The sequence below is a fragment of the Methylosarcina fibrata AML-C10 genome (assembly GCF_000372865.1).
GTDB classification, from domain to species: Bacteria; Pseudomonadota; Gammaproteobacteria; order Methylococcales; family Methylomonadaceae; genus Methylosarcina; species Methylosarcina fibrata.
Genome location: NZ_KB889965.1, coordinates 387529 through 409864 on the forward strand (window position 1 = coordinate 387529; position 22336 = coordinate 409864).

Consider the following 22336-nt stretch of genomic DNA (forward strand, 5'->3'; position numbering starts at 1 on the left):
AGGCTCGGACCGGTTCACATCCCGGGCTTGCCCTGCAGGTACGAAGCGCCGGGATCGATAATGTAACGGTTGTCGATCGTCGTCCGGCCCAGCAGCATGCGAAACAGCATGGTGTCGCGGTTGGTCAGGGTGACCTCGGTCCGGATTAGGCTCTGTCCGAGGAGGATGTCGGTTTCGATGACGTAGCGGCGTTGTTTGTGTCCGCCCGAATCGGTGACGATGCGCCGGTCCTTGACCGGCGCATGGCATTCGATGGAAATGTTGCGGTGCTTTTGCTTCGGGTGGATCGCAAACATGATCCAGCGCTGGCCGCCGATGAAATAAGGATCGATGGTATAGGCATGAAGCGCCGAGGAGCGGGCGCCGGTATCGATTTTGGCCTTGACCAGCCGGATGCCGAGTTCGGGCAGCGATACCCATTCGCGCCAGCCCAGCACCGCTTTTTGTGTAGATAATTCTGCCATCCGGGTAAAATTGAGCGAAAAAATTTCCGATGTTGATTCTGCTTCCAGCTTGAGGCACGCGCAGCCAGATGCATTATGCTTGAATACACCGATTATATAAAAATCTTTATTGCGCTGCTGGCCGTGGTCGACCCTCTGGGCGTGGCTCCGATTATTGCGGCCCTGACCACCCGCGTCGGCGACGCCGAGCTCAAAAAAATCGCGTTGACGGTTGCCTTTACGGTCTCGACGATTCTGCTGCTGGCGCTTTTCATCGGAGAAAACATGCTGATATTTTTCGGTATCAGCATTCATTCGTTCATGGTCAGCGGCGGAATCTTGCTGATGCTGATGTCCATTTCGATGCTGCAGGCCAGGACCAGCGAAACCGTGCACAATAAAGTCGAGGCAAAGGAAGGCGAAGCCAAGGAATCGATCGCGGTGGTGCCGTTGTCGATGCCGCTGCTGGCGGGCCCCGGCGCCATCAGCACGGTCATCCTTTACGGCCAGAGCGGTTCCGGTTACAGGCACTTTGTGTTCATGACCGTGGACATCGTTCTGGTGGTCGCCATCTTGTGGGTAGTGATCAGTTGCATTCCCTGGCTGGCCCGGCACCTCAGCCGGACCGGCATCAATATTTTCACCCGCTTGATGGGGCTGATTTTGTCGGCTTTGGCGGTCGAATTCATTGCCACCGGTATCAAAGGCTTGTTTCCGGCTCTGGCGGTCCATTAATTTGCCCGGCAATCGTATGGTCGATTCTCTCAGTTTTTCTTCCGAAAAAATCGGTTTGCCTCCCGGTTCCCTGGTTCACGTCGGTGAGGTGCACGATCATGAGCACCGCATTTTGATGATGAATTTCAACAAATCCCGGCTGGAAAAAAAGACCGTCAAAGCGATCGACGAGATTTTGCCGCATCTGACGCCCGACACGGTGACCTGGGTGATCGTCGACGGTTTAAAGGACGTCTCCGTGGTCGACGCCATCGGCCGGCATTTCGGCATTCACGGGCTGGTGCTCGAAGACATTCTGAATACCCATCAACGTCCGAAATTCGAAGAATTCGACGATTATTTGTACATCGTGCTCAAAGGCATCGCTCTCGGCAACCACGGTTTGAACGTCATCTACGAGCAAATCAGCTTGCTGGTATTGGAAAATATCGTCTTTACTTTCAAGGAAAAGCCCGATCAGGTGCTGGATCCCATCATTTCCCGCCTCGGCAACGGCAAAAGTCACCTTAGAGGTATGGGCACGGATTATCTGGCTTATATCATTATGGACGCCGTGGTCGACGAGTATTTCGTTCTGCAGGACAGTTTCGATGAAACCATCGAAGCGATCGAGGACGAACTGCTGGTCAATCCGACCGCGCAAACGCTGGCGACCATTCAGAAAATCAAGCGGGAGCTGATCATTTTACGGCGCTCGGTGTCGCCGCTGAGGGAGTTGCTGGCTTCGATTCAGAGGAGCGATTCGCCTCTGCTCGACGAGCGTACCAAGCGCTATTTTACCGACGTCTACGATCATGCCATACGGATCATCGAAGCCATCGAATCCTACCGGGATCTGATCGCCGGCATGCTCGACATTTATCTGTCGAGCATCAGCAATAAAATGAACGAAACGATGAAAGTGTTGACGGTGTTTGCCTCGATCTTCATTCCGCTGACTTTCATTGCGGGCGTCTACGGCATGAATTTCGACTACATGCCCGAACTGAAGTGGAAATGGAGTTATCCCGTCTTGTGGAGCGTTTTTATTCTGATCTCGGTCCTGCTGCTCCAGTTTTTCAAGAAAAAGAAATGGCTGTAGCAAGCTGGGAGACTTGCTTTTGCATCATTTTTTCATTGCCCGGAGCCGTCTTGCGTCTTTCGGATCGTGCGGCAGCGGCCGGTAAATTTCCACCCGGTCGTGCGGCTTCAGAGGGTGGTCGAGTTCGCAGACGGAACCGAAAATGCCCACCTTGTTCACCGCCAAATCGATTTCGGAAAACAGCGCCAGAATGCCCGACGCCTCGATGGCTTGCCCGACGGTCGAACCTTCGGGCAATTTGAGTCCGAGCAGCACTTGTGCTTCCGGCCGGGCATAGACGATTTCGACGGCGATGTCTTCGGTCTGGCCGGTGTCGGAACCGCTTTTACCATGGCCGTCAGGCATAGACGTCCTTGGCCCGCTGGGTGAACGAGGCCACCATCGTATTGCATATCTGGTTGAAGACGGTTCCGAACGCCAGGTTGGCCAGCCGGCCCGACATTTCGAATTCCAGATCCAGAGTGATCTTGCTGGCGTCCTCGCGCAATGGAATGAAATTCCACGTGCCGGAGAGAGAGGAGAACGGGCCGTTCAACAGGGACAGGGTGATCCGGCTGCCCTGGACCAGGGTATTCCGGGTGGCGAAGGACTTGTTGAAGCCGCCTTTCGAGATCATCAATTCGGCTTCGACCGTATCGTCTTCGCGCCTGAGAATGCGGCTGGCCGAGCACCAGGGCAAAAATTCGGGGTAGGACTCGACGTCGTTCACCAGATCGAACATTTGCTGCGCGGAGAACTTGACCAGGGCGCTCTTTCGGACCGCGGTCATGGTCAGATTACTCCGACGGCGTTCAGGAACACCAGAAAGACTGCGATGGGAGCGACATAGCTGACCAGGAATTTCCAGACGGCATAGGCCCGGGCGGTGGGCAGATTCAGTTCCTGCTCGCTGTCTTGCCGGTGCATGATCCATCCGGAGAAAACGGCGATGCAGAAGCCGCCGATCGGCAGCATCAGATTGGCCGTCAAATAATCCAGCAATTCGAAGAAGGTCCGGCCGAAAATCCTGAAGTCGGCCCAGACGTTGAACGAAAACACCGTGCCCAAACCCAGCGCCCAGGCCGCGAGGCCCGCCAGCGTACACGCTTTTTCCCGGCTGAATCCCTTGTTTTCGACGAGCCAGGCCACGGCCGGTTCGATCAGGGCAATGGAGGAAGTCAACGCAGCGATCGCCAGCACCAAAAAGAACAGGATCCCGAACAGCCAGCCGCCGGTCATGCTGCCGAAAGCGATGGGCAAGGTCTTGAAGATCAATCCCGGCCCCGAGTCGGGGTGCAGGCCATGGGTAAAAACGATGGGAAAAATGATCAGTCCGGCCAGCAGGGCGACCAGGGTATCGGCCGCGGCAATGATGTAGGAGGCTTTGACAATCGACACGTCGCTCGACAAATAGGAACCGTACACCATGACCGAACCCATGCCCAGGCTCAGGGTAAAAAACGCCTGTCCCATCGCGGTCAGGATCGAATCGGCGGTCAATTTGCTGAAGTCGGGATGAATCAAAAACCTGAGGCCCTGGAAATAGCCGCTGGTGGACATCGCGTAAGCCAGCAATAAAATCATCAGAATGAACAAACCGGGCATCAGCAAACGGACCGAATGCTCCAGTCCGTCGTGGACGCCCCGGACCACGATCAACATGGTCGCCGCCATGAACAGCGAATGCCAGAAAATCAATTGCAGCGGGCTTTCGATGAAGCCGTCGAAGATGGCTTTGACCGCAGTGGCGTCGGCGTCGAAAAAACTGCCGGTGAACGCCTTGAGAATGTATGCCGAAGACCAGCCGGCAATGACGCTGTAATAGGACAGGATGAGCAGGCCCGCAGTAACGCCCATCCAGCCCAGATACTGCCACCGACTGTCCGCGCCGGCCTCTTCGGCCAGGATCCGCATGGTGTCGACGGGATCCTGGCGGGTGCGGCGGCCCAGCATGGTTTCGGACATCATGATCGGGACGCCGATCAGGGCCACGCACAGCAAATAAACGAAAACGAAGGCGCCGCCGCCGTTTTCTCCGGTGATGTACGGAAATTTCCAGATATTGCCCAGGCCGACCGCAGAGCCGGTGGCAGCCAGGATAAAAGCGAAACGCGACGACCATTCCCCGTGAATTGTCTTTTTTGTAACCGTCATGGGTGTTCCTATCGTTATTATTAAAAGACCACTTGATTGATAATATCGGGTAAAATATCAAATTTATCGTTTTACGTCAGTTGAAAAATCACGTTCCCTCATCATGGTCGACAAAAAATCCAAGAAAAACAAGAATCAGCAATCCGCGACCATTGCCGTCAACCGCCAGGCCACTCATGAATATTATATCGAGGAGCGCTATGAGGCCGGGATGGTGCTGGAGGGATGGGAAGTCAAAAGCCTGAGGGAAGGGCGGGTTCAGCTCAAGGAAAGCTACGTCACCTTCAAACGCGGCGAAGCCTGGCTGTCGGGCGCGCATATTTCGGCGCTGCTGTCGGCCTCCACCCACGTCAATCCGATCGCCGTCCGGCCCCGGAAACTGCTGCTGAACCGGCACGAGCTGAACAAGCTGATCGGTTCCGTGGAAAGAAAAGGCTACACCCTGATTCCTTTGTCGATGTACTGGAAAAAAGGCCGGGCCAAGCTCGAAATCGGCCTGGCCAAAGGAAAACAGTTGCACGACAAGCGGGCTTCTTCAAAAGAACGCGACTGGCAGCGCGAAAAGGCCCGGATCATGAAAAAAGGCTAGAATGGCCCGCGCGCATTCATCCGTGCCGTCGGGACGCTTGGCGCGGCTGGTTTGTCGGTACAACCCGAGCCGAACGCCGTGCCGGCCGGACGTCGCCGTTTTTTTCATCCAATCCTTGCAACGTTATGAGTTCTCTGCACGCTTTTCTGAACAAGATCAAACACAACGAGACCGTCAGTTTCGACGAAACGATCGCCGTCATTGCCGAACATTATCACTATACCCCCACTGAATTCAGCAACGGCCTCGGGGAGCAGCGGCTGGTGAATCCGGCCGGAGTCAACGAAGGCTCCTGCAAGCTGTTTGCCTTCGCCCGGTTGCATCGTCTCGATCCGCTGCACACGTTAAACCTGTTCGGCGATTATTACCGCATCGACGTCCTGAACGATCCGGAAGGAACCGGTCACCAGAACATACGCCATTTCATGAAGTTCGGATGGGAAGGCATTCGGTTCAGCGGCGAGCCGCTGGCGGAAAAATAAACCGGCTTGCAATTGCCCTGAGACTGAATTCTAATATGCCCGTGCCGATGGGCTGCCATTGGCCAATAGTCTTGGCTGAATGAGTGAGCGCTTATGCAAACTGCCCGGTACGGCTCCATGGAAATCACCGAAGAAGACCGCCGCTATGCCGGCTCCCGTTATTCCGAAGTCCGGCGGGCGATTTTCGCCAATCCTTACCAGAAGCTCTGGGGAGCGGAAGGCATGCCGCCGATGCCGCGGTATAAAGTCGATTTGGCCGGCGTCCTCGCCGGACTCTTGCCGTTCGGCAAATCCTGGCAATTGCTTCGGGCCTCCGAAAGAACGATCGATTCTTCTGCCGATCTGCGCTGGGGCAGCGGCGGCCAGGGCTTTCGCCGGCTGTTGCATCCCAACGGCATTTGTCTGACGGGCCTGTGGGAAATTACCGAAGACACTCCTTATTCCGGATATTTCAAAAAAGGCAGCAAGGCGTTGATTATAGGCCGTTATTCGACCTGTTGCACGGAATCGCGGCGGGGTCGGACACGCTCTTTGGCGCTGGCCGGCAAACTGTATCCGACGACCGACGTGAATCATGCCGAGCCGCTTTCTACCGCCCACTTTTTTACCCAGCAGGATCTGGGCGGCGAGTTCAGTGATTTCGTCAACGATGCGGAACTGCGCAATGCGCCGGATACCCGCTCGTGGCGGCGGGGACTGGGGTTGCCGGTGCTTCTGCTCGAAGGGCTGGCTTTTCTCCGCGCGGATCGACAGCCGACGCAGCGCCAGTTGTACCCGATAGCGGAGCTGGGCAAAGAACCCGGCGAGGCGACCCGAACCCCCGAGTTCATGCGGCTGAGGGTGGCTTCCGGCCAACCCCGCATCGACGGCGAATCGCTGGATTTCCGCGATGAAATCATGGCGCAGATTTACGACCAAGGCGACCCCATTCCGAAAAGATCGCTCGAATTCATCATCGAAGTTTCCGATACCGGTAAAACCACGGGAACGCCCCTGTTTGAAAGGCGCCTGATCGACCGCTGGCGGACTCTCGGCAAAATTACCTTCACTGAAGCCGTCGCTTCGTATAACGGCGATTTCGTGCTGCATTTCAATCATCCGACCTGGCGGCAGGACCGCAACAACCCGGCGACGGCTACCCGGATTGCCGGCAGAAAGGTTTAAAAAAACGGAGCCGCTGGAACCGGTTCCGGGCGTTGAAGAATCAGGGTGACATCACCTTTAATAACAATGATGGGGCGTTTAACTTTGGAGCATGACCATGAACAAACGAATAACAGTCCGACTTTTTCTCTTGCTGATTTTAGGCTGTACGGCAAGCGCCGAAGCCGTCACGCGCGTGTATGTAGCCAATAATAAAGCGCCGGGTACGGTCAGCGTCATCGACGAAGCGACCAATACCATCATAAAGAAACTGACCGTGGGGAATTACCCGAACCGGCTCGCGGCCGCGCCCGACGGTTCGGAAGTGTATGTTTCCAACAAGGAATCGGACACGGTTTCGATCATCGATACCGAAACGAATACGATAACCGCTACCGTCGCTGTCGGCGATGCCCCGGAATTCATGGCGGTCACGCCCAACGGCAATTATCTCTTCGTGGCCAATAGCGCTGGAAGTTCTCTGTCGGTGATTAATTTGTCCACCCATACGGTAAGCAACACGATCACGGTAGGTGCTTTTCCCAAATTTATGGATTTTACACCGGACGGCCAGAGGCTCTATCTTTCCAATCTGGATTCGGGCACCGTATCGATCATCAACGTCGGCACGTTCCAGGTGATTAAAACGCTCTCGGTGGGCGGCAATCCGACCCGGGTTTCCGCACATCCGGACGGCAGCAAGGTGTATGTCGCCATTCGCGGAACAAGCCAGGTTTCGGTGATCCAGACCTCGACCAATACCGTCGTGAAAAGCATCGCGGTAGGCACGGGTCCGACCGGCATGGACATTTCTCCGGACGGCGCCAGGATTTTTACCGCCAATCAGTCCGGCGGAACGGTTTCCGTAATCAATACCGCGACCGATACGCTGACTGGAACCGTGACCGTCGGAGGCTGGCCGTGGGTCGTGGACTCCTCACCTGACGGCAGCATTGCGATCACGCCCGCGTCGCTGGACGACCGGGCAGTGGTCGTCGATGCCGCCCTGGTAAAAGTCGATTCATCCATACCTATCGGCGATGCGCCCTATTGGGGCGCCTTCAACGCATCCGGAAGCCGGTATTATGTGACCAATCCCAAGGATGGAACGGTTTCGGTGATTGACCCGGCGCTGCGCCAAGTCGTCAAGACCTTTGCTACCGATACGAATGCCTGGGTGGTTCTGCCCGTCGAGGTCGGTGGAGCGCCTGCCGAAGATACCGACGGCGACGGGGTCGACGACAATCTCGACAACTGTCCTTCCGTGGCCAATCCGGATCAGGCCGACAGCGATAACGACGGCATCGGCGATGCCTGCGATACGCCGGAGGGCGACAGCGACGGCGACGGGGTGAGCGACGACGTGGACAATTGTCCGTCGGTGGCCAATCCGGATCAGGCCGACGACGATAACGACGGTATCGGCGATGCCTGCGAAACGCCGGTGCTCAGCACGGTTTCGCCTACCACCGCGAGACGCAACCGCACCAGCACGCTGAATCTGAGCGGACAAAACTTCCTGGACGGCATGACGGCTTCGATTTCTCCTTCATCCGGCATTACGGTCCAGTCGTTTACGGTCAACAGCGCGACCAGTGCCGCGTTGGTAATCAACGTTTCCGCTTCGGCCAGTTTGAGTTCCAGAGCCATTGTGCTGACCAATCCCAATGGTCTTACCGTGACCAAGACAGGCGCATTTAGAGTGGTGCGCTGATTGAGCGGCAAAACGAGTCTGCCGTTTGATTCATTTCCATGACGGGTCCTTCGATGCAGCCGGCCGACCCGGCGCTCGATCTTTCGAAGGCTTGTTCGGACTTCATCGGCCGAACAAGCCTCTCCCTGGCGTCCCGGCACGATGGGACAACCGAGCGGGTTCTTTATTTGAAGTTTTCCATATTAGAAATTTTTGGTAAAGCTTTTTGCTTACTCGGCGGAGATTCCCTTGCGTTGCCGTTGAAGAGCAAGAGCGGCAAGTGACAAGCCGTCGAGCATTTACTCAAACAATGGTACAATAACCCGAACTCGACCCATTCCTTGTTGTTATCCTTCCACAAAAACTATTGGCACCAATAAAGTTTCCGACCGGCTTTTTCCATACGGCGCTGGATAGAAAGCCGGCTATCGCAGGTATTGCATTTTCTGCCCCTCGACCAGACACCGATTAATGTCGCCACTGAATCAATTCATGTCTCCGCTGCCTTATTTTGCCGATAGCGCGGACCTTTTCTCGGCCATTGCCGGAATGCCCTGGTCGGTTTTTCTGGACAGCGGTTACCCCTACAGTCAGCAGGGGCGTTACGACATCATTGCGGCCGATCCGGTGTGCATCCTGGTCACTCACGGCGATGAGACCGTCATCACCCGCGGCGGGAAATCCGTTATCTCGAAGGACGACCCTTTCGATCTCGTGAAGCAGCAATTGCTTCCGGCTCATTGCCAGGGAGATACCTTGCCGTTCAAAGGCGGGGCGATCGGCTATTTCTCCTACGATCTGGTTCGGCGCCTGGAGCATCTGTCGGAGATTGCCGTGGATGCGGAACATATTCCCGAAATGGCCGTAGGCATCTACGACTGGGCGGTAGTCGTCGATCATCACTGCCGGAAAAGCTATCTGGTCGGGCAGAATTGCGATATGCAAAAATGGCTGAAGCTGATCGAACAGTTCAGCGTCCTGCCGGTCGAGGAGCGGCGCGGGCCGTTCAGGATCGTCGGCGACATCCGTTCCAATATGGACAAAGCGTTTTATACGCGCGCGTTCGACCGGATCAAGCAGTATTTAAAGGAAGGGGATTGTTATCAGGTCAACTTTTCGCAGCGCTTCGTTGCCGATTGCGAAGGGGATCCGTGGACCGCTTATAAAGCCTTGCGGGAACTCAACGCGGCTCCATTCAGTTGTTATCTCAACCTGCCCGAAGTGCAGATCTTGAGCACCTCGCCCGAGCGATTTCTCAAGCTGACCGACGGCCTGGTGGAAACCAAGCCGATCAAAGGCACGCGTCCACGGAAGCGCGATCAAGCGGAAGACCGGCAGCAGATCGAAATACTGGAGCACAGCCCGAAGGATCGGGCGGAGAATCTGATGATCGTCGATCTTTTGCGCAACGACATCAGCAAGACTTGTAAAAAAGGCTCGGTGAAGGTGCCCAGAATATTTGCCGTCGAAACTTATGCGACGGTGCATCATCTGGTCAGCACGATTACCGGCTGGCTGGCGGACGACCGGCACGCCCTGGACTTGCTGAAGCACTGTTTTCCCGGCGGCTCGATCACCGGCGCGCCCAAGATTCGGGCGATGGAAGTGATCGAAGAGCTGGAGCCCAACCGTCGAGGCATTTACTGCGGCTCGATCGGTTATATCGGCTTCGACGGCAATATGGACAGCAATATCGCCATCCGGACGCTGGTGCATTCGGGAGGCACGATCCGTTTTTGGGCCGGAGGCGGCATCGTCAACGATTCGGAAGTGGACGACGAATATCAGGAATGCTTCGACAAGGCGGCCGCCATGCTGGATTTATTGCAACGATTCAGAGTCGGATAAACGGGGTTCGCCTTATGGTCGTCATCAAGCTGGGCGGCAGCCTGACCCAAAGCGGCGGGCTCAGGGAGTGCCTGGACCGGATCGAGCGGCGATATCGGGGCAGGGCGGCGGTCATCGTGCCGGGCGGTGGAGCTTTTGCCGATCAGGTCCGCCTTGCCCAGAGCGTCTGGCGGTTCGACGACGGCGTCGCTCACCGGATGGCCTTGTTGGCCATGCAGCAGACGGCCTGGCTGTTGCACGGACTGAAGCCGCAATTTGCCGTCGTCGGCTCGGCTTCGGCCTTGCGCGAGCGGATCGGCCGGAACCGTACGGTCATCTGGTCGCCCGATGCCGCCGAGCTGGAACGGGCGGGCGTCCGGTCCGGCTGGGACGTCACTTCGGACAGCCTGGCGGCGTGGCTGGCGAATACGCTGTCGGCGGGCGAATTGATTTTGGTAAAATCGGCTATCCTTGATCAGGGACAGGATCTGGCCGAACTGGCCCGGCGAGAAGTGATCGATCGGGCTTTTTGCAGTTTCGTCTCCGGGTCGACCTATAAAATAAGTATTGTAAACAAATCAGATTTCTAAATGGCTGAGCAAAAAAAATCCTCCTCGAACGATATGACTTCACAAGCATTCAAATTCATCGGCAATTTTTTATCGAAGAAAATCAAGTCGGCTTACTACAATGCGCGCGAATCGATAGGAGAGTCGAAGCGCTCCATCGTGGTTTATCAGGTAGAGCAGACTTGTCTCAGTCTCCAGGAAACCCGGGATGAATTTCAGGACGCCCTCGAGCGCTTCAAGACGCTGGTGAACGTTCAGGAATCGTCTTTGGAACATCGTTATCACCAACTGAACCGACAGTATCAGTTTTGCCGCGCCAAATCCGATTCGGTGAGCGATCGAATCAAGTCGATCGAAGAAGTCAGCCATGCCTTGTTTACCGAATGGGAAAAGGAACTGAACGAATACAGCAATCGTGCCTTGCGCAACAGCAGCAAGCAGCAATTGAAAATCGCACGGCAGAACTACAGCCGCTTGATCAAGGCGCTGCACGCGGCCGAAGCGAAAATTCAGCCGGTGCTGGCGGCCTTCAAGGATCAGGTGTTGTTCCTGAAGCACAATCTCAATGCGCATGCCATCGCGGCGCTGCAGAACGAATTCATTGTGATTGCCGTCGACATTTCCCAGTTGATCCGGGCGATGGAATTGACCATTGCCGAAGCCAGCCAATTCGTGTCGGTGTTGGTCGAGCCGAAATCGCTGCCCAGTCTCTGAAATAGAAAATCAGGAATTATTGCAGCTTGTACAGGATATCGTTGGCCTTGTCTTTGGCTGTATCGCGAGAACTCTCGTCTTGCGTGCCCTGCTTGGCGTTTTGTTCGGATCTTTCCTGGCTGTATTTGGAAATCATGTCTTCCCAACTGGTATATTTCTCGTAACCGGGATAACCCGAATTTTTCCGTTCCTGATAAATTTCCTGGCCCAGCGCGATGATCTCGGTAGGAGTTTTGCCGTCGACCGCATCCAGAAATTCTTCATCGCTCTTTTTCGCATCGCGAATCGTCCAGAACGAAACTTCGAATTCGATACGGGGTTCCTGAGCCATACGCTCCTTCAGCATTTTTACGGATTTGAGAGCGGTCCGCATGTTATGGCCATTGATTTGTTGACCTTTGTTGCAGGCAATAAGCGTGGTGCAGAATAGGATAATTAGAAGCGTACGAAGCGTCTTCATGATGATAACCTCGATAGGGGGAATCTGTCCCTTGTGATGTGAACGGGACATATTGTTGTTATTATATTAATGCCAGACCATCAAACTAAGTAAAATGGTCGGCTATTATAAACCCAAGCCAACTTTTATGCTGGAATTTATCCAATTATTAAATCAGCGTTATCGGACCGTATTGCAGCAGCCCGGCAGCGAGTCCGTCAAAGCCGTCTATCAGCAACGGGTGGATCAATTAATTCTGGCGGAAGCCTTTATGCGGAAGGGGCAGGTGATCGACAGCGTTCCGGCGCTGCCGCTTCAGATTGCCGTGGTTGGTCCCACCCAGTCCGGCAAAAGCACGCTGGTCAACGTTCTGCTGCAAACCGACGTCGCCGGAGTCAGCCCGCTGGCCGGCTATACGGTGCATCCTCAGGGATTCTGCCATGAAGTCTCCCTGGCCCAATGCAGCGGCCTTCAGCGCTATTTCGGACGTTTTCAGCAACTGCATCCGTCGCAACTGTCGACGGAGCGGCATGACTGTTATTCGTTGACGGAAACCCGGGCGGTCTCGGAGCTTCTGCCTCCGTGCGTGATCTGGGACACTCCGGATTTCGATTCGATCGATTCGTCCACCTACCGTGAAGGCGTCATCCGGACGGTGGCGCTGGCTGACGTCGTCATCCTGGTGGTCAGCAAGGAAAAATACGCCGACCAGTCGGTCTGGGACATGATGTCGGCGCTGGAGCCGTTAAGACAGCCTTTATTGATTTGCCTGAACAAGCTCAGCGAAGGCTCCGAAAACTTGATCGTCCATTCCTTGAAGGAAAAATGGCGATGGGTGCGGCAGGACGATTTTCCGGAGGTTGTACCGCTCCATTATCGGAAACAGTCCGGCATGCCGCTGTGGCCCGAGACCGACAAGGCTCGGATCATCGAGCTGGCCGCCGGCGTCAACGGCAAAAAGCATGCGCGTTATGAACAGGAGCTGCTGCAGGCGCATTGGCAATCCTGGCTCGAACCCGTGATCGAGGAACATCAGGCGCTGGCCCTGTGGAACGACCTGGTGGAGCATTCCGTCAAACAGGCGCTGGCATATTATCAGCGGGATTTTCTGAATCATCCGCATCATTACGAAACCTTTCAGTGCGCTCTCGCAGAGCTTTTGACCCTGCTCGAAATTCCGGGTTTGGCAGGGATTCTGGCCGGCACGCGCAAGATTCTGACCTGGCCGGTCAAACAATTGATGAAACTGGGCCGAAAGCGCGTCGATATCAGCGACGGTAGCTATGAAGTGGCGTTCCTGAATCAGATCGCCGAACACGCCCTGATCCAGATGGCCGACCGGATGATGGACAGGGCGGAAGAAAACAAACAAAGAGCGTGGTGGAAAGAATTGATCTCGGCGCTGCGCAACCGCAGGCCGGACATCCTGAAAGGGTTCGACCTGGCGTCCCGGCAGTATCATGCGGCTTTTCAGCAGGAGGTCGAAGGCGCCGCCCGCCGCTTGTACGTCAAGTTGCAGGAACAGCCGGTTCTGCTGAACAGCCTCAGGGCGACCCGGGTAACGACCGACGCGGCGGCCATCGCGCTGGCCTTGCATACCGGCGGCATCGGCATTCACGATCTGGTCATTGCGCCGTCGATGCTGACGATCACCTCCCTGCTGGCCGAAAGCGCCATCGGCGGCTACATGCACCGGGTCGAAGCCGACCTGAAACAGCGCCAGCTCAACCAGGTAAAGGAAACGCTGTTTGTCGCCGCGCTGCGCGACAAAATAATGGATCTGCCCCGGCAGTTGTCCGACCTCACTCATTTCAACATTACTCCCGAACAACTGCGGGCTGCGGAAGACTACCTCAAAGAAAAACGACATGGATTACGATTACTCTGATTTGGTGGAAAAAAGCAGACGCTGGATCGATCAGGCCACGGCCGCAGGATGGATTCCGGCGGAAAATGCCCGGACATTGGCTCATCTGGAGGAAGAAACGCCGCGCGCGTTGTTCGATCCGGGCCAGTCCCGGCCTTTGGTCGTGGCGTTCATGGGCGGCACGGGCGTCGGCAAGAGTTCTTTGCTGAACCGGCTGGCGGGAACCGCGATTGCCCGCACGGGGATCGAGCGGCCGACTTCCAGGGAAGTCACTTTATATCATCATCAGTCGGTGGAGATTCGTCATCTGCCGGAAAATTTGCCGATCGCCAGCATCAAAATAGCGCAGCACAAGGATGACGCCAAAAAAAACATCATCTGGATCGACATGCCGGATTTCGACAGCATCGAGCAGAGCAACAAGCATCTGGTCCTGCAATGGCTGCCTCACATCGACGTGCTGATTTACGTGGTCAGTCCCGAACGCTACAAGGACGCCAAGGCGTGGCGGCTGCTTCTGGCCGAGGGCGGCCGCCACGCCTGGTTGTTCGTCCTGAATCAATGGGACCGGGGACGGCTGGAGCAATACGAAGATTTCAAAAGGCAGCTCGGCCAGGCCGGGTTCGCCGAACCGATCATCTTCAGAACGGTCTGCGGCGAGGTTCCGGAAAAGGATGAGTTCGACGCCCTGGCCTCGACCATCGCCTCGCTGGCCAACGAGCACGTCGTGGCTCAGCTCGAACAAAGAGGCTTCCAGGTGCGCAAAGCCGAGTTGAAGCAGACGCTTGAACGGTACCGGGATCTCCTGGGCGCCAAAGCGCTTTTGAAGCGGAGCGAGGCCGCCTGGCAGGAACAATGGCAAAAAACCTCAAGGTTGCTGCAGGAAGGTTTTGCCTGGCCGCTTCAGCAACTGGCCAACCATTACGCCGAACATGCCGCCGATTTGATCGCCAACCCGGTGACCGGAAAGTATCCGGCAAAGCCGGCGGAAGGGGTCTGGGACGATTGGGCTCAGTCGCGCTTCGACGATGCTCTGGACGAGTTTGTCGGGATTGCCGACCAGCTCGGGATACCGGCGGCCCCGGTCAAACAGCAATTGGCCGAAGTTCGGCAGAAAGCGCCCAAGATCGTTCGGACGCAGACCGAACTGGCCGCCCGCAAGGCCCTGGCCAATCCCGGCAATGCGCTGCAGCGGGCCTTGCTGAAATGCGTCCGCGTGGCCGAAATCGTTCTGCCTCTGGCCGCCATTGCCTGGGTTTCTTACAAGGTCTTCACCGTTTATTACTACAGCGGCCGGATCGATGCCGACTATCTGGGCGTCGATTTTGCGATTCACAGCAGTTTGCTGATCGGCATTTCCTGGCTGGCGCCCTGGTTCATTCTGAGGAAAGTCAAGCCGTCGCTTAGGACCAGCGCGTTGAAAGGACTGAATAAAGGGTTGGCCACGGGTCTCGGCATGATCGATTCCGAAGTCGCCGTCGCTCTGGAACGGATTCGGCTCGATCATGACCGGCACCATCAGCAGGTTGCGCAGCTCATCGATCAGTGCGGAACGGTTGCCGTCGACTCGTCGAGCCGCATCGACAGCAAGAGCCCGCTGAAACGAATGTTGATCGACCATTCTTGAGGCGCTTTGAAAACAGGCGCTTTCAATGAAGACGCCATTCCGCTGCGTTCACCGAAGGAGATTTCAATGGAAACGATCCATCGATTCAAACCGGAATCGGAATTCTACACGGAGGAAAGGTGTTACATCGTCGAACTGGCCAATACGCCGTTCGACGAAGCCTGTTCGATAGCCCGCGCCCGCGTCGAACCCGGCGTCACCACCTGCCTGCATGCCGTGCTGGACACGGTCGAGCGCTACGTGATTCTGCAGGGCGAAGGCGAAGTGGCCATCGGCGACAACCCCGCCGCCCCGGTCGGCCCGCTCGACGTCGTGCGGATTCCGCGTAATGTTCCGCAACGTATCCGGAACGTGGGGCAGATCGATCTGATCTTCCTGGCCGTCTGCACGCCGCGTTTCAGGCAGGAAGCTTATGTCGATCTGAAAAGTGTCCCGTGACCGATCGTTTTGAAGAGTAGAAGCCGGTCATACAATTTGCATGTAGGGCATTTGTACCAATGATAAAGGTTTGCTCAATTTTTTACTTAAAGCGGACCGGGGCAGGAAAAGCTGACACATAAACTTTTCAAACCGCACTTCGGTTAGGTGTAATGTCAGTCTTTGAAGGAAATTACCCAAGCTTCTCGGTACGCCCCGAGTATTTTTTTGGATTTTTTCATAGAATACTATTTACCCCGTCCTCGAAATGTTGCCAATCATCATATTTAAACATTTGAAGAGTCTTTAATGAGCGTCTGGAATTTTTTAATCAATGAGGATAACCGAAATATACTGATATTTTTAGGAACGGCTCTGGCTGTTGTGATTAGCGCTGTCTGGACGGTTTATACCCATTTTACTGACAAAGATAAAGATTCAAGTACACCTTCCCAGTCCATTACGGCACACGATCACGGGATTGCTGTAGGCAAGATAACAGCTACCGGCAAAGGAAACGCTACCGTTAACTTTTATCATTCCTCGGATGAAAAAGCCCTCGATGCGCTTACGAAGCAACTCGAGCTCATGCGTCTGGACAACCAAGACAAACAAGACCAAATCAAAGCATTGACTGAAACAGTGAATGCCCTTGCGAAAAGGCAAAATGAGCCTGATGTGAAAGATGCACTGACACAACTCGGCGAAGGACGAACCGAAGCCGCCAAGGCGATATTCCAGCAGGTCATCGATTCGAGAGCTTCGGAAGCTGCGGCGGCAGCTCGGCACCTGGGAGCTCTGGCTTTTTTAGATAATACTCAGGAAGCCTTGCAATGGTATCGCCGTGCCGTGGAATTGGACCCAAAGAATGTAGAGGGATGGAATCTGTTAGGGCAATTATACCGGCGGACTGGACAGTTTGAAGAAGCGGAAAAGGCCTATCAGCGGATATTAGATATCGGTGAATCCGATAACAATAATGACGCAATTATTATAGGTAATACCAATCTGGGAAATGTGTATTTCGACCGTGGCGATATCCCCCAGGCCGAGGCTTTATACAGGAAAGCTCTATTAATCAGCACAACTTTAGATCGTAAGGAGGCTATGGCGCTTATTTATGGCAACTTAGGAACTATAGAGGTGAAACGCGGCAGTCTCGACCAAGGCGAAGCAATGTTTAAAAAGGCCTTGGCGATTCATGAAATCCTGAAGGACAAAGAGGGCATGGCTAGTGATTATGGCAACCTTGGAAATGTATATATAAGGCACATTGATGATCTCGATCGGGCCGAGGCCATGTTCAAAGAGGCCTTGTCGATTCATGAAGACTTGGGAATCAAGATAAATGTGGCCAAGGATTATGGCAACTTGGGAAATATATATATGAAACGAGGTGATCTCGACCAGGCCGAAGAAATGTTTGAAAAAGCCCTGGCGATTAATATAGCGTTGGAGCGCAAGGAGGGGATGGCCAACCAATATGGCAATCTAGGAAATGTATATAAGGACCGTATGAAGCCCGGTGATCTCGATCAGGCCGAAACAATGTACAAAAAAGCCTTAGGGATTCACAAATCCCTGGGGATCAAAGAAGGTATAGCCAGGGATTATGGCAATCTAGGGACTGTAGAAGTGAAACGTGGCAATGACCTCGGCCAGGCCGAGGCAATGTTTAAAAAGGCCCTGGAAATTGCCGAAGCCCTACAGCTTAAGGAAATCATGATCATCCAGTACGATAATTTAAGGTATGTGTATCAGGCCCGTGGTGATCTCAAGCAAGCCGAAGCAATGTTTAATAAGAAACTTGCCGTCTATAGAAAAGCTTAGCAACATTAAAAAAGCTTCGCATAATGCATTCTATGCAAGAAAGCCCTGCTGTGTTTTTCAAAATAGTCGTCCCCAATCTTGACGTAATAAAGTGCTTGCAAAAATGGGAGGAGTCCATATATGAACTCAGGTTTTAATAATAAATATAAATCGTTAAATATCTAAAGCCGTCAGTATCTTATAAATCTCATAAGCCGGCTGTTCGTAAGGGTGAGTGTTCAGCAGGGCTCGCACCGCATCCTGGATCACGGCATCCTCGCAGATCATTTCCACTTTGTATTCTTTCACTTTTTCCAGCCGATGCGGCTGGCCCAGATAGGGCCGGCTGTGTTCCAACGGCCGGAACTGGCCCTGGCCCGGCACTTGCCAGCAGCATTGATCGTAAGCTTGATAGCGTCCTGCGCCTGCGGCGAATAGGGCGTCTTTGACCGGTTCGAGGTGGGATTCCGGCACGTAAAAGCTCAGTTTATACATGACAGGAAAATGGGCCGGAGGTTTTTAGCGTTCTGTTCTTTGAAAGTGCACCCCGGCGGGTTGCACTTCGTGGGATTGCTGAAAATTTAACGCCGGTCTGGATCGAAATCGGAGCCGACATCAGGAGGATAGGCGCTGTAGGAATCGTAACCGGTAAAGGGCCTGTAGCCTCTATCGGGTTTATAGCCATCGTGATGAGGACGGCGATGATCAGGATCATGCCGGCCCCGAGGAGGATAGCCGACGTTCGGACTTAAATAAATAGTCGGGCCATATCCATTTCTATAAGAATAATTTGTGGCGTCCGGATTATTTCCATTCAGAGTGGCATCTTTATTTTTACCATTGGGTACTCGCGTGGTGATGACTTTGACTTCAGTTCCATCTTCGAGCTCGATGACGTTCATTTCTCCGTAACAAAATTTCGTGAAGGCGAACAAGAAAAATCCAATTACCACAGTTTTTCGGAACATTTTTATTTCCCTGTCGGTATTAAATAGAAACATGATCCACTCTGTACTTCAGTTGCAAAGCAGATTTACATTGATTCTATTTTAGACTTTTTTCCGATCCTGATGAACGTTCTCCTGTTAAAGTCGGGCGGATAAAATAAAATTTATCCGCCGTACTGCCGTTTTTTGGAAAAGGGGCCGTGTCCGGAGAATTAAATCGGTCACGCCATCGTCAGAAACGACGAAATGACGTTGAAATAAACATCCAGCAAGGCCGACAAAGTATTGTAGTAGGTGGCCTGTAACGTCGCCAAAGGCTGCGACGTCAATAAATCGAACAGATCCGTCAACGCATGGTAAGTGTTGATCAGAACGACTTTCGAGTCCTCGGTAAACGAGGTAAGGTAAGACGTTACCGGAGCCAGCGCGGCCGCCGTAAACTGTTCGGGATTGTCCAGAAAAAGCCTTACCGTTTGCCCGGCCTGTGCGGAAGCCGCCGCGGCGTGGCGAATCACGGGCTCTAATGCGGTAAAAGTCGTCTGTTCCGGATGCTCCCAGAAGTTTCGAACATGCTGAAGGGCATGGGCTTTGCCGGTGGACCACTTGGCCAGCATGTCCTGGTAAACCGGCAGCACATGAGTTTGAGTTTCGTTCAATAAAGCGGTGCCGCTGTTTTTGGCTTGTTCATACCAGGCGGTCAAGGTCGGCAGCGGCTGATCGTAGACTTGCTTGGCGGAGGAAGCCACCGCGCTGTGGGCCTCAATCAGGTTATTTTGAATGTCCCGATACAATTCATTCACTTGAAAACGGACTTGACCGAATAACTTCGCGGTCGGCGAAAACAGCTTGTTCTCCAGATCAAGCTGTTGAATCGATAAAAAATCCTGTTCGTCAATAATAAGCATAATTTCCTCAATGAATAAGCGTTAAAGTGGTCAATCTTTACGATAAAGCGATTCTAGCTTGACCTTGAAAAATTAAAAATGCGGCAGTTTGTCGCGCGGCATTATGTCGCGGCAGGTTGTTTAACTTGTTTATAAGAGAACCGGAATTCGGTAAATATAAAGAACGCTTCCCGAAGAAACAATTCCTGCGGGTGCCGGCACTCTCCATGTTTTTCATCTGGCGGTTTCTTCTGGAGATGGAGCCGTAAACCTAAAATATCAGCTCGTCTTATTTGATGTTTGAGCTGTTACCCAGAATAAGGCTCTCCATGGCTCGTGCTGTTCATTCAGCCCCTGATCACTCTTCGGCAAATCCATACTCCGCCACGAGATCATCCATGTCATCGCCCCAGCCCCAGTTGTGCCCTTCGCTCCGGACGCGCTCGAGCCGCACGACAAAGGAAGCCTGCTGGTCTGGCTTAAGCGCAACAATCGCCTTCAGTGCCTGCTCGAACATGCGCACCAGGGCGTTGAAGTAACCCTCGTCATCCATGCCACAGTAGCCAAGCAGGTTCATGCAGGATTCGCAATAGAACACCGCCAGCTCCGCCAGTCCATCCGGACGCCCGATAGCTTTTTTATAATCGGAGATCGCCTTCTTGGCCTTGGCGACCGAAATATCCTGATTGCGCATCACATCCGGACAAACCCAGCGGTCGATGGTGGCCTTGTATGGTTCGAGAACATCCTCGCCCAGGGCGAACCGGGCATGGAGAAAGGCCTGATTATTCTTGCTGGCGGTGTAAAGATCCTGAATCAGGCCGAGCAGCGCCGGTCGGTCGAGGTCGGCAAGCTGGCGTTTGAGATCGCTCCAGGTTGGTTTTTTTCTTGCACGATTTTCTCATAGGTCCCGTTATTTATCCTTGATGGCCCGAAAGGCCGAGTCATCGGCTAGATGCAGATAAATGCGTCCTTTCAGCTCATCATTTTCGATGATGGCCCAACCCCGGCCGCAGACCGGATCGTTTTCATCCTGTCCGGACCAGGAGAACTCAAAACGTGACGCAACGCCGTATGGTTCCATGCGTCCATCGATATCCCCGGAGACCAGCCCAAACTGAAACTGTCCGGTTCCATCCGAGCCGATCTGGATGTATCCCGGCACCTCCATGTTGACGTAATCCTGGTCCCACATTTCCATCTCGGCTATGCGCCATTTTCCAGCAAACGGTTTCATTTGTTTCATATGATGCCTTTTAAAAAATCTCGTTCTGTCGCCGCCAAGATCCCCCAGGATGTCACAGTCCTTGTCATAGCTTTGTCACAGCTCGTTGTCACAAACCGTGTCGCAGCTTTGTCGCAAGCTTCCCCGGGTCGGTCGCATGTTAACATGGATGGGCAGGTGTACTGCATCAAGGTGGCGAGATTGGCCGTCTTCGGCACGTTGGTATCGACCAGACATTTTTTCGGCAGGCTCATTCAGATGGTTCCTACTTTTCGGTTTTTTGCATGCGCTTCTTCATGGCGGCCTTGGCCTGCTCGGTGATGTCGCCCATTTCATCGCCGAAGAAGTTCTCCGGCCAGTTCCGGATGTTGCCGAAGATATCGATTTGCAACGGCTCCAGGGTCGCGGGCGTCTTGGCGATATTGGCGAAATAGGCCGATACTTTTTCTTGCGGGAGTGCATCTTCGGCGATACGGCGCTGCAGGCGGCGCAGAAAATGCTCCGAATGGGTTTCGATAATCAATTGAACATCCCTGTCTGATCCGTTTTCCCGGGAGTTGACGACATCGATCATCACGTCGGCCAGCGCCGATTGCGCGCTCGGATGCAGGTGGATCTCAGGCTGCTCCATGAGGATGATCGACCCTGCCGGGGCGTAGAAACACTGCACCAGAACCGGAAGTACCTGGGATATGCCAAAACCGACGTCCGGAAGATCGACCCAGTCCCTTGATCCCTTGGTGCGAACCTTGACCTCGTACTCCTGCCGTTGCTCCGATATCGGGTTGACCTTGAATTCCTCGATCAGTCCCATTTCCTTGAGCTTGAGGGCAATGATCTCCTCGAATGGCTTGGCTGGAGATGCTCGTTTTGCCCCCGGCTTGAATAGGCTGATTTTCCGGTTCCGCGCCGCGAGAATCGCCGCGACGGTATTTTCCCCCGCATAGCCGACACTTTCAGGCTCCATGCCGGTCCATGAATACAGACGCTCGGTCTTGGTGCGCAGCGGTCCAAGATAACAGAGTGATCGGTAGAGCTTTTCATGGCGCAGGTTCAACGCCTGGACGAAATCCGCGTTCTGGTGATAGGCAACCACCTCATCAGGGAAGCCGTAAAACCGGACCGGTGCGCCGGGATACCAAACCCGCCCCTGCTTGCGTTTCAGCGTGTAATTGGTCGCATCAACCTTGTACTCAGACTTGGCGTCCGATTTACGCTCCATGCCGATGGATAGCCTGGATTCCTCTTCTTCCAGAAGCTCATATTTCAGTTGATCAAGCACCAGTGTGTGCTGGTCCTTATCCCCCAGGCCGACCTCGGCATGAAAGGCAAGGTTGTCGCCGGAAAAGACCTGGCCGGATACCGGATCTTTGAACTTCAGCATTTCCGGCAATGACCACCGATAGTCGAAGACGATTTTGTTTTCCGGATCGCGGTGAAAGACCATCTCCTGGTAGGAACCGAGCTGAACCGCCGAGTTCTTGCCGCCCGGATAGAAAACCGCCTTTCTGTCCGGCGACTCAACGGTCTGCTTTAGCATCATCAGAAACTGGCCGATGCTGGACTTGCCCGAGCTGTTGGCGCCAAAGAACAGGGAGATCGGAGCCATGCGAATGCTGCCGGTATCCTTCCAGCCCTTGAAGTTTTGTATTCGTAATTGTTTCAGCATAATTCCTCTCTCCAGTCATTGTTGCCATAACGTCGACGGTGTC

General features: G+C 54.2%; 26 protein-coding genes. 15 read left to right on the forward strand and 11 right to left on the reverse strand.

The genetic code is table 11. From position 1 onward, the window contains the following. Positions 1–14: 14 nt before the first annotated feature. Positions 15–464: an ATP-dependent zinc protease family protein gene (locus A3OW_RS0101910; RefSeq protein WP_020561743.1), complete on the reverse strand. Its 450-nt coding sequence runs from the start codon at positions 462–464 to the stop codon at positions 15–17. A 75-nt stretch (positions 465–539) separates the two neighbouring features. Between A3OW_RS0101910 and A3OW_RS0101915 the strand changes: the two genes are divergently transcribed. Beyond that, positions 540–1178, forward strand: coding sequence for an NAAT family transporter (locus tag A3OW_RS0101915; RefSeq protein WP_020561744.1), 639 nt, complete (start codon positions 540–542; stop codon positions 1176–1178). Positions 1179–1194: 16 nt separating this feature from the next. Continuing rightward, positions 1195–2259: a magnesium/cobalt transporter CorA gene (gene corA, locus A3OW_RS0101920; RefSeq protein WP_020561745.1), complete on the forward strand. Its 1065-nt coding sequence runs from the start codon at positions 1195–1197 to the stop codon at positions 2257–2259. A 24-nt stretch (positions 2260–2283) separates the two neighbouring features. On the opposite strand, the gene A3OW_RS0101925 is transcribed toward corA, so the two are convergent. Genes A3OW_RS0101925 through A3OW_RS0101935 form a run of 3 tightly spaced genes read right to left on the reverse strand, consistent with a single transcriptional unit; the run spans position 2284 to position 4392 of the window. Next, positions 2284–2604 (reverse strand): RnfH family protein, encoded by a 321-nt coding sequence (locus tag A3OW_RS0101925; RefSeq protein ID WP_020561746.1) that lies wholly within the window; start codon positions 2602–2604, stop codon positions 2284–2286. Continuing rightward, positions 2597–3028, reverse strand: a complete 432-nt coding sequence (locus tag A3OW_RS0101930; protein WP_020561747.1) for a type II toxin-antitoxin system RatA family toxin — start codon at positions 3026–3028, stop codon at positions 2597–2599. Before A3OW_RS0101930 ends, A3OW_RS0101925 begins: the two co-directional genes overlap by 8 nt. Before the next feature lie 2 nt (positions 3029–3030). Continuing rightward, positions 3031–4392 (reverse strand): sodium-dependent transporter, encoded by a 1362-nt coding sequence (locus A3OW_RS0101935; protein WP_020561748.1) that lies wholly within the window; start codon positions 4390–4392, stop codon positions 3031–3033. Positions 4393–4495: 103 nt separating this feature from the next. On the opposite strand from A3OW_RS0101935, the gene smpB reads away from it, so the two are divergent. The 8 genes from smpB (at position 4496) to A3OW_RS0101975 (ending at position 11409) form a co-directional block, all read left to right on the forward strand. Continuing rightward, the gene (gene smpB / locus A3OW_RS0101940; RefSeq protein ID WP_020561749.1) at positions 4496–4981 is read left to right on the forward strand and encodes an SsrA-binding protein SmpB; all 486 of its coding nucleotides are present in this window, start codon (positions 4496–4498) and stop codon (positions 4979–4981) included. 125 nt (positions 4982–5106) lie between these two features. Further along, a complete protein-coding gene (locus A3OW_RS0101945) occupies positions 5107–5463 on the forward strand; it encodes a HopJ type III effector protein (protein ID WP_020561750.1) in 357 nt (118 codons plus the stop codon). 93 nt (positions 5464–5556) lie between these two features. After that, positions 5557–6627, forward strand: a complete 1071-nt coding sequence (locus A3OW_RS0101950) for a hypothetical protein (protein ID WP_033411519.1) — start codon at positions 5557–5559, stop codon at positions 6625–6627. 97 nt (positions 6628–6724) lie between these two features. Beyond that, positions 6725–8320, forward strand: a complete 1596-nt coding sequence (locus tag A3OW_RS26175) for a thrombospondin type 3 repeat-containing protein (protein ID WP_157385765.1) — start codon at positions 6725–6727, stop codon at positions 8318–8320. A gap of 53 nt (positions 8321–8373) precedes the next feature. Beyond that, positions 8374–8583 (forward strand): hypothetical protein, encoded by a 210-nt coding sequence (locus A3OW_RS0101960; RefSeq protein WP_157385766.1) that lies wholly within the window; start codon positions 8374–8376, stop codon positions 8581–8583. Positions 8584–8770: 187 nt separating this feature from the next. Continuing rightward, a complete protein-coding gene (pabB, locus tag A3OW_RS0101965; protein ID WP_020561754.1) occupies positions 8771–10147 on the forward strand; it encodes an aminodeoxychorismate synthase component I in 1377 nt (458 codons plus the stop codon). A gap of 14 nt (positions 10148–10161) precedes the next feature. Continuing rightward, positions 10162–10716: an amino acid kinase family protein gene (locus tag A3OW_RS0101970; RefSeq protein WP_020561755.1), complete on the forward strand. Its 555-nt coding sequence runs from the start codon at positions 10162–10164 to the stop codon at positions 10714–10716. Beyond that, a complete protein-coding gene (locus A3OW_RS0101975; RefSeq protein ID WP_020561756.1) occupies positions 10717–11409 on the forward strand; it encodes a DUF2959 domain-containing protein in 693 nt (230 codons plus the stop codon). Positions 11410–11425: 16 nt separating this feature from the next. Here A3OW_RS0101975 and A3OW_RS0101980 read toward each other — a convergent pair whose 3' ends face one another. Continuing rightward, positions 11426–11869, reverse strand: a complete 444-nt coding sequence (locus A3OW_RS0101980; RefSeq protein WP_026223264.1) for a hypothetical protein — start codon at positions 11867–11869, stop codon at positions 11426–11428. A 127-nt stretch (positions 11870–11996) separates the two neighbouring features. Here A3OW_RS0101980 and A3OW_RS0101985 point away from each other — a divergent pair, with 127 nt between their 5' ends. The 4 genes from A3OW_RS0101985 to A3OW_RS23800 all read left to right on the forward strand — a co-directional run bounded on the left by A3OW_RS0101985 (position 11997) and on the right by A3OW_RS23800 (position 17589). Next, positions 11997–13736 carry a GTPase domain-containing protein gene (locus A3OW_RS0101985; RefSeq protein ID WP_026223265.1) on the forward strand — a complete coding sequence of 580 codons (1740 nt, stop codon included), beginning with the start codon at positions 11997–11999 and terminating at the stop codon, positions 13734–13736. Then, a complete protein-coding gene (locus A3OW_RS0101990; RefSeq protein WP_020561759.1) occupies positions 13717–15342 on the forward strand; it encodes a GTPase in 1626 nt (541 codons plus the stop codon). Before A3OW_RS0101985 ends, A3OW_RS0101990 begins: the two co-directional genes overlap by 20 nt. 66 nt (positions 15343–15408) lie before the next feature. Next, entirely contained in the window at positions 15409–15780 is a 372-nt protein-coding gene (locus tag A3OW_RS0101995; protein ID WP_020561760.1) for a cupin domain-containing protein, read from the forward strand. A gap of 288 nt (positions 15781–16068) precedes the next feature. Beyond that, positions 16069–17589: a tetratricopeptide repeat protein gene (locus A3OW_RS23800; protein WP_020561761.1), complete on the forward strand. Its 1521-nt coding sequence runs from the start codon at positions 16069–16071 to the stop codon at positions 17587–17589. Between the two features lie 153 nt (positions 17590–17742). Here the strand turns inward: A3OW_RS23800 and A3OW_RS0102005 are convergent, their stop codons facing one another. From A3OW_RS0102005 to A3OW_RS28150, 4 genes are all read right to left on the reverse strand, one after another. Continuing rightward, entirely contained in the window at positions 17743–18042 is a 300-nt protein-coding gene (locus A3OW_RS0102005; protein ID WP_232422312.1) for an NGG1p interacting factor NIF3, read from the reverse strand. A 107-nt stretch (positions 18043–18149) separates the two neighbouring features. After that, the gene (locus A3OW_RS0102010) at positions 18150–18569 is read right to left on the reverse strand and encodes a hypothetical protein (RefSeq protein WP_020561763.1); all 420 of its coding nucleotides are present in this window, start codon (positions 18567–18569) and stop codon (positions 18150–18152) included. Positions 18570–18736: 167 nt separating this feature from the next. Continuing rightward, a complete protein-coding gene (locus A3OW_RS0102015; protein WP_020561764.1) occupies positions 18737–19420 on the reverse strand; it encodes a hypothetical protein in 684 nt (227 codons plus the stop codon). Between the two features lie 337 nt (positions 19421–19757). After that, on the reverse strand, positions 19758–20093 hold the full coding sequence (locus A3OW_RS28150) for a hypothetical protein (protein ID WP_020561765.1): 336 nt from the start codon (positions 20091–20093) through the stop codon (positions 19758–19760). 75 nt (positions 20094–20168) lie between these two features. Here A3OW_RS28150 and A3OW_RS28155 point away from each other — a divergent pair, with 75 nt between their 5' ends. Next, positions 20169–20306, forward strand: a complete 138-nt coding sequence (locus A3OW_RS28155) for a hypothetical protein (RefSeq protein ID WP_020561766.1) — start codon at positions 20169–20171, stop codon at positions 20304–20306. 6 nt (positions 20307–20312) lie between these two features. On the opposite strand, the gene A3OW_RS0102030 is transcribed toward A3OW_RS28155, so the two are convergent. Together A3OW_RS0102030 and A3OW_RS0102040 are read right to left on the reverse strand one after the other, a co-directional pair. Beyond that, a complete protein-coding gene (locus tag A3OW_RS0102030) occupies positions 20313–20636 on the reverse strand; it encodes a hypothetical protein (RefSeq protein ID WP_198291276.1) in 324 nt (107 codons plus the stop codon). Positions 20637–20889: 253 nt separating this feature from the next. Then, positions 20890–22293: an AAA family ATPase gene (locus A3OW_RS0102040; protein ID WP_020561769.1), complete on the reverse strand. Its 1404-nt coding sequence runs from the start codon at positions 22291–22293 to the stop codon at positions 20890–20892. Between the last annotated feature and the right edge of the window lie 43 nt (positions 22294–22336).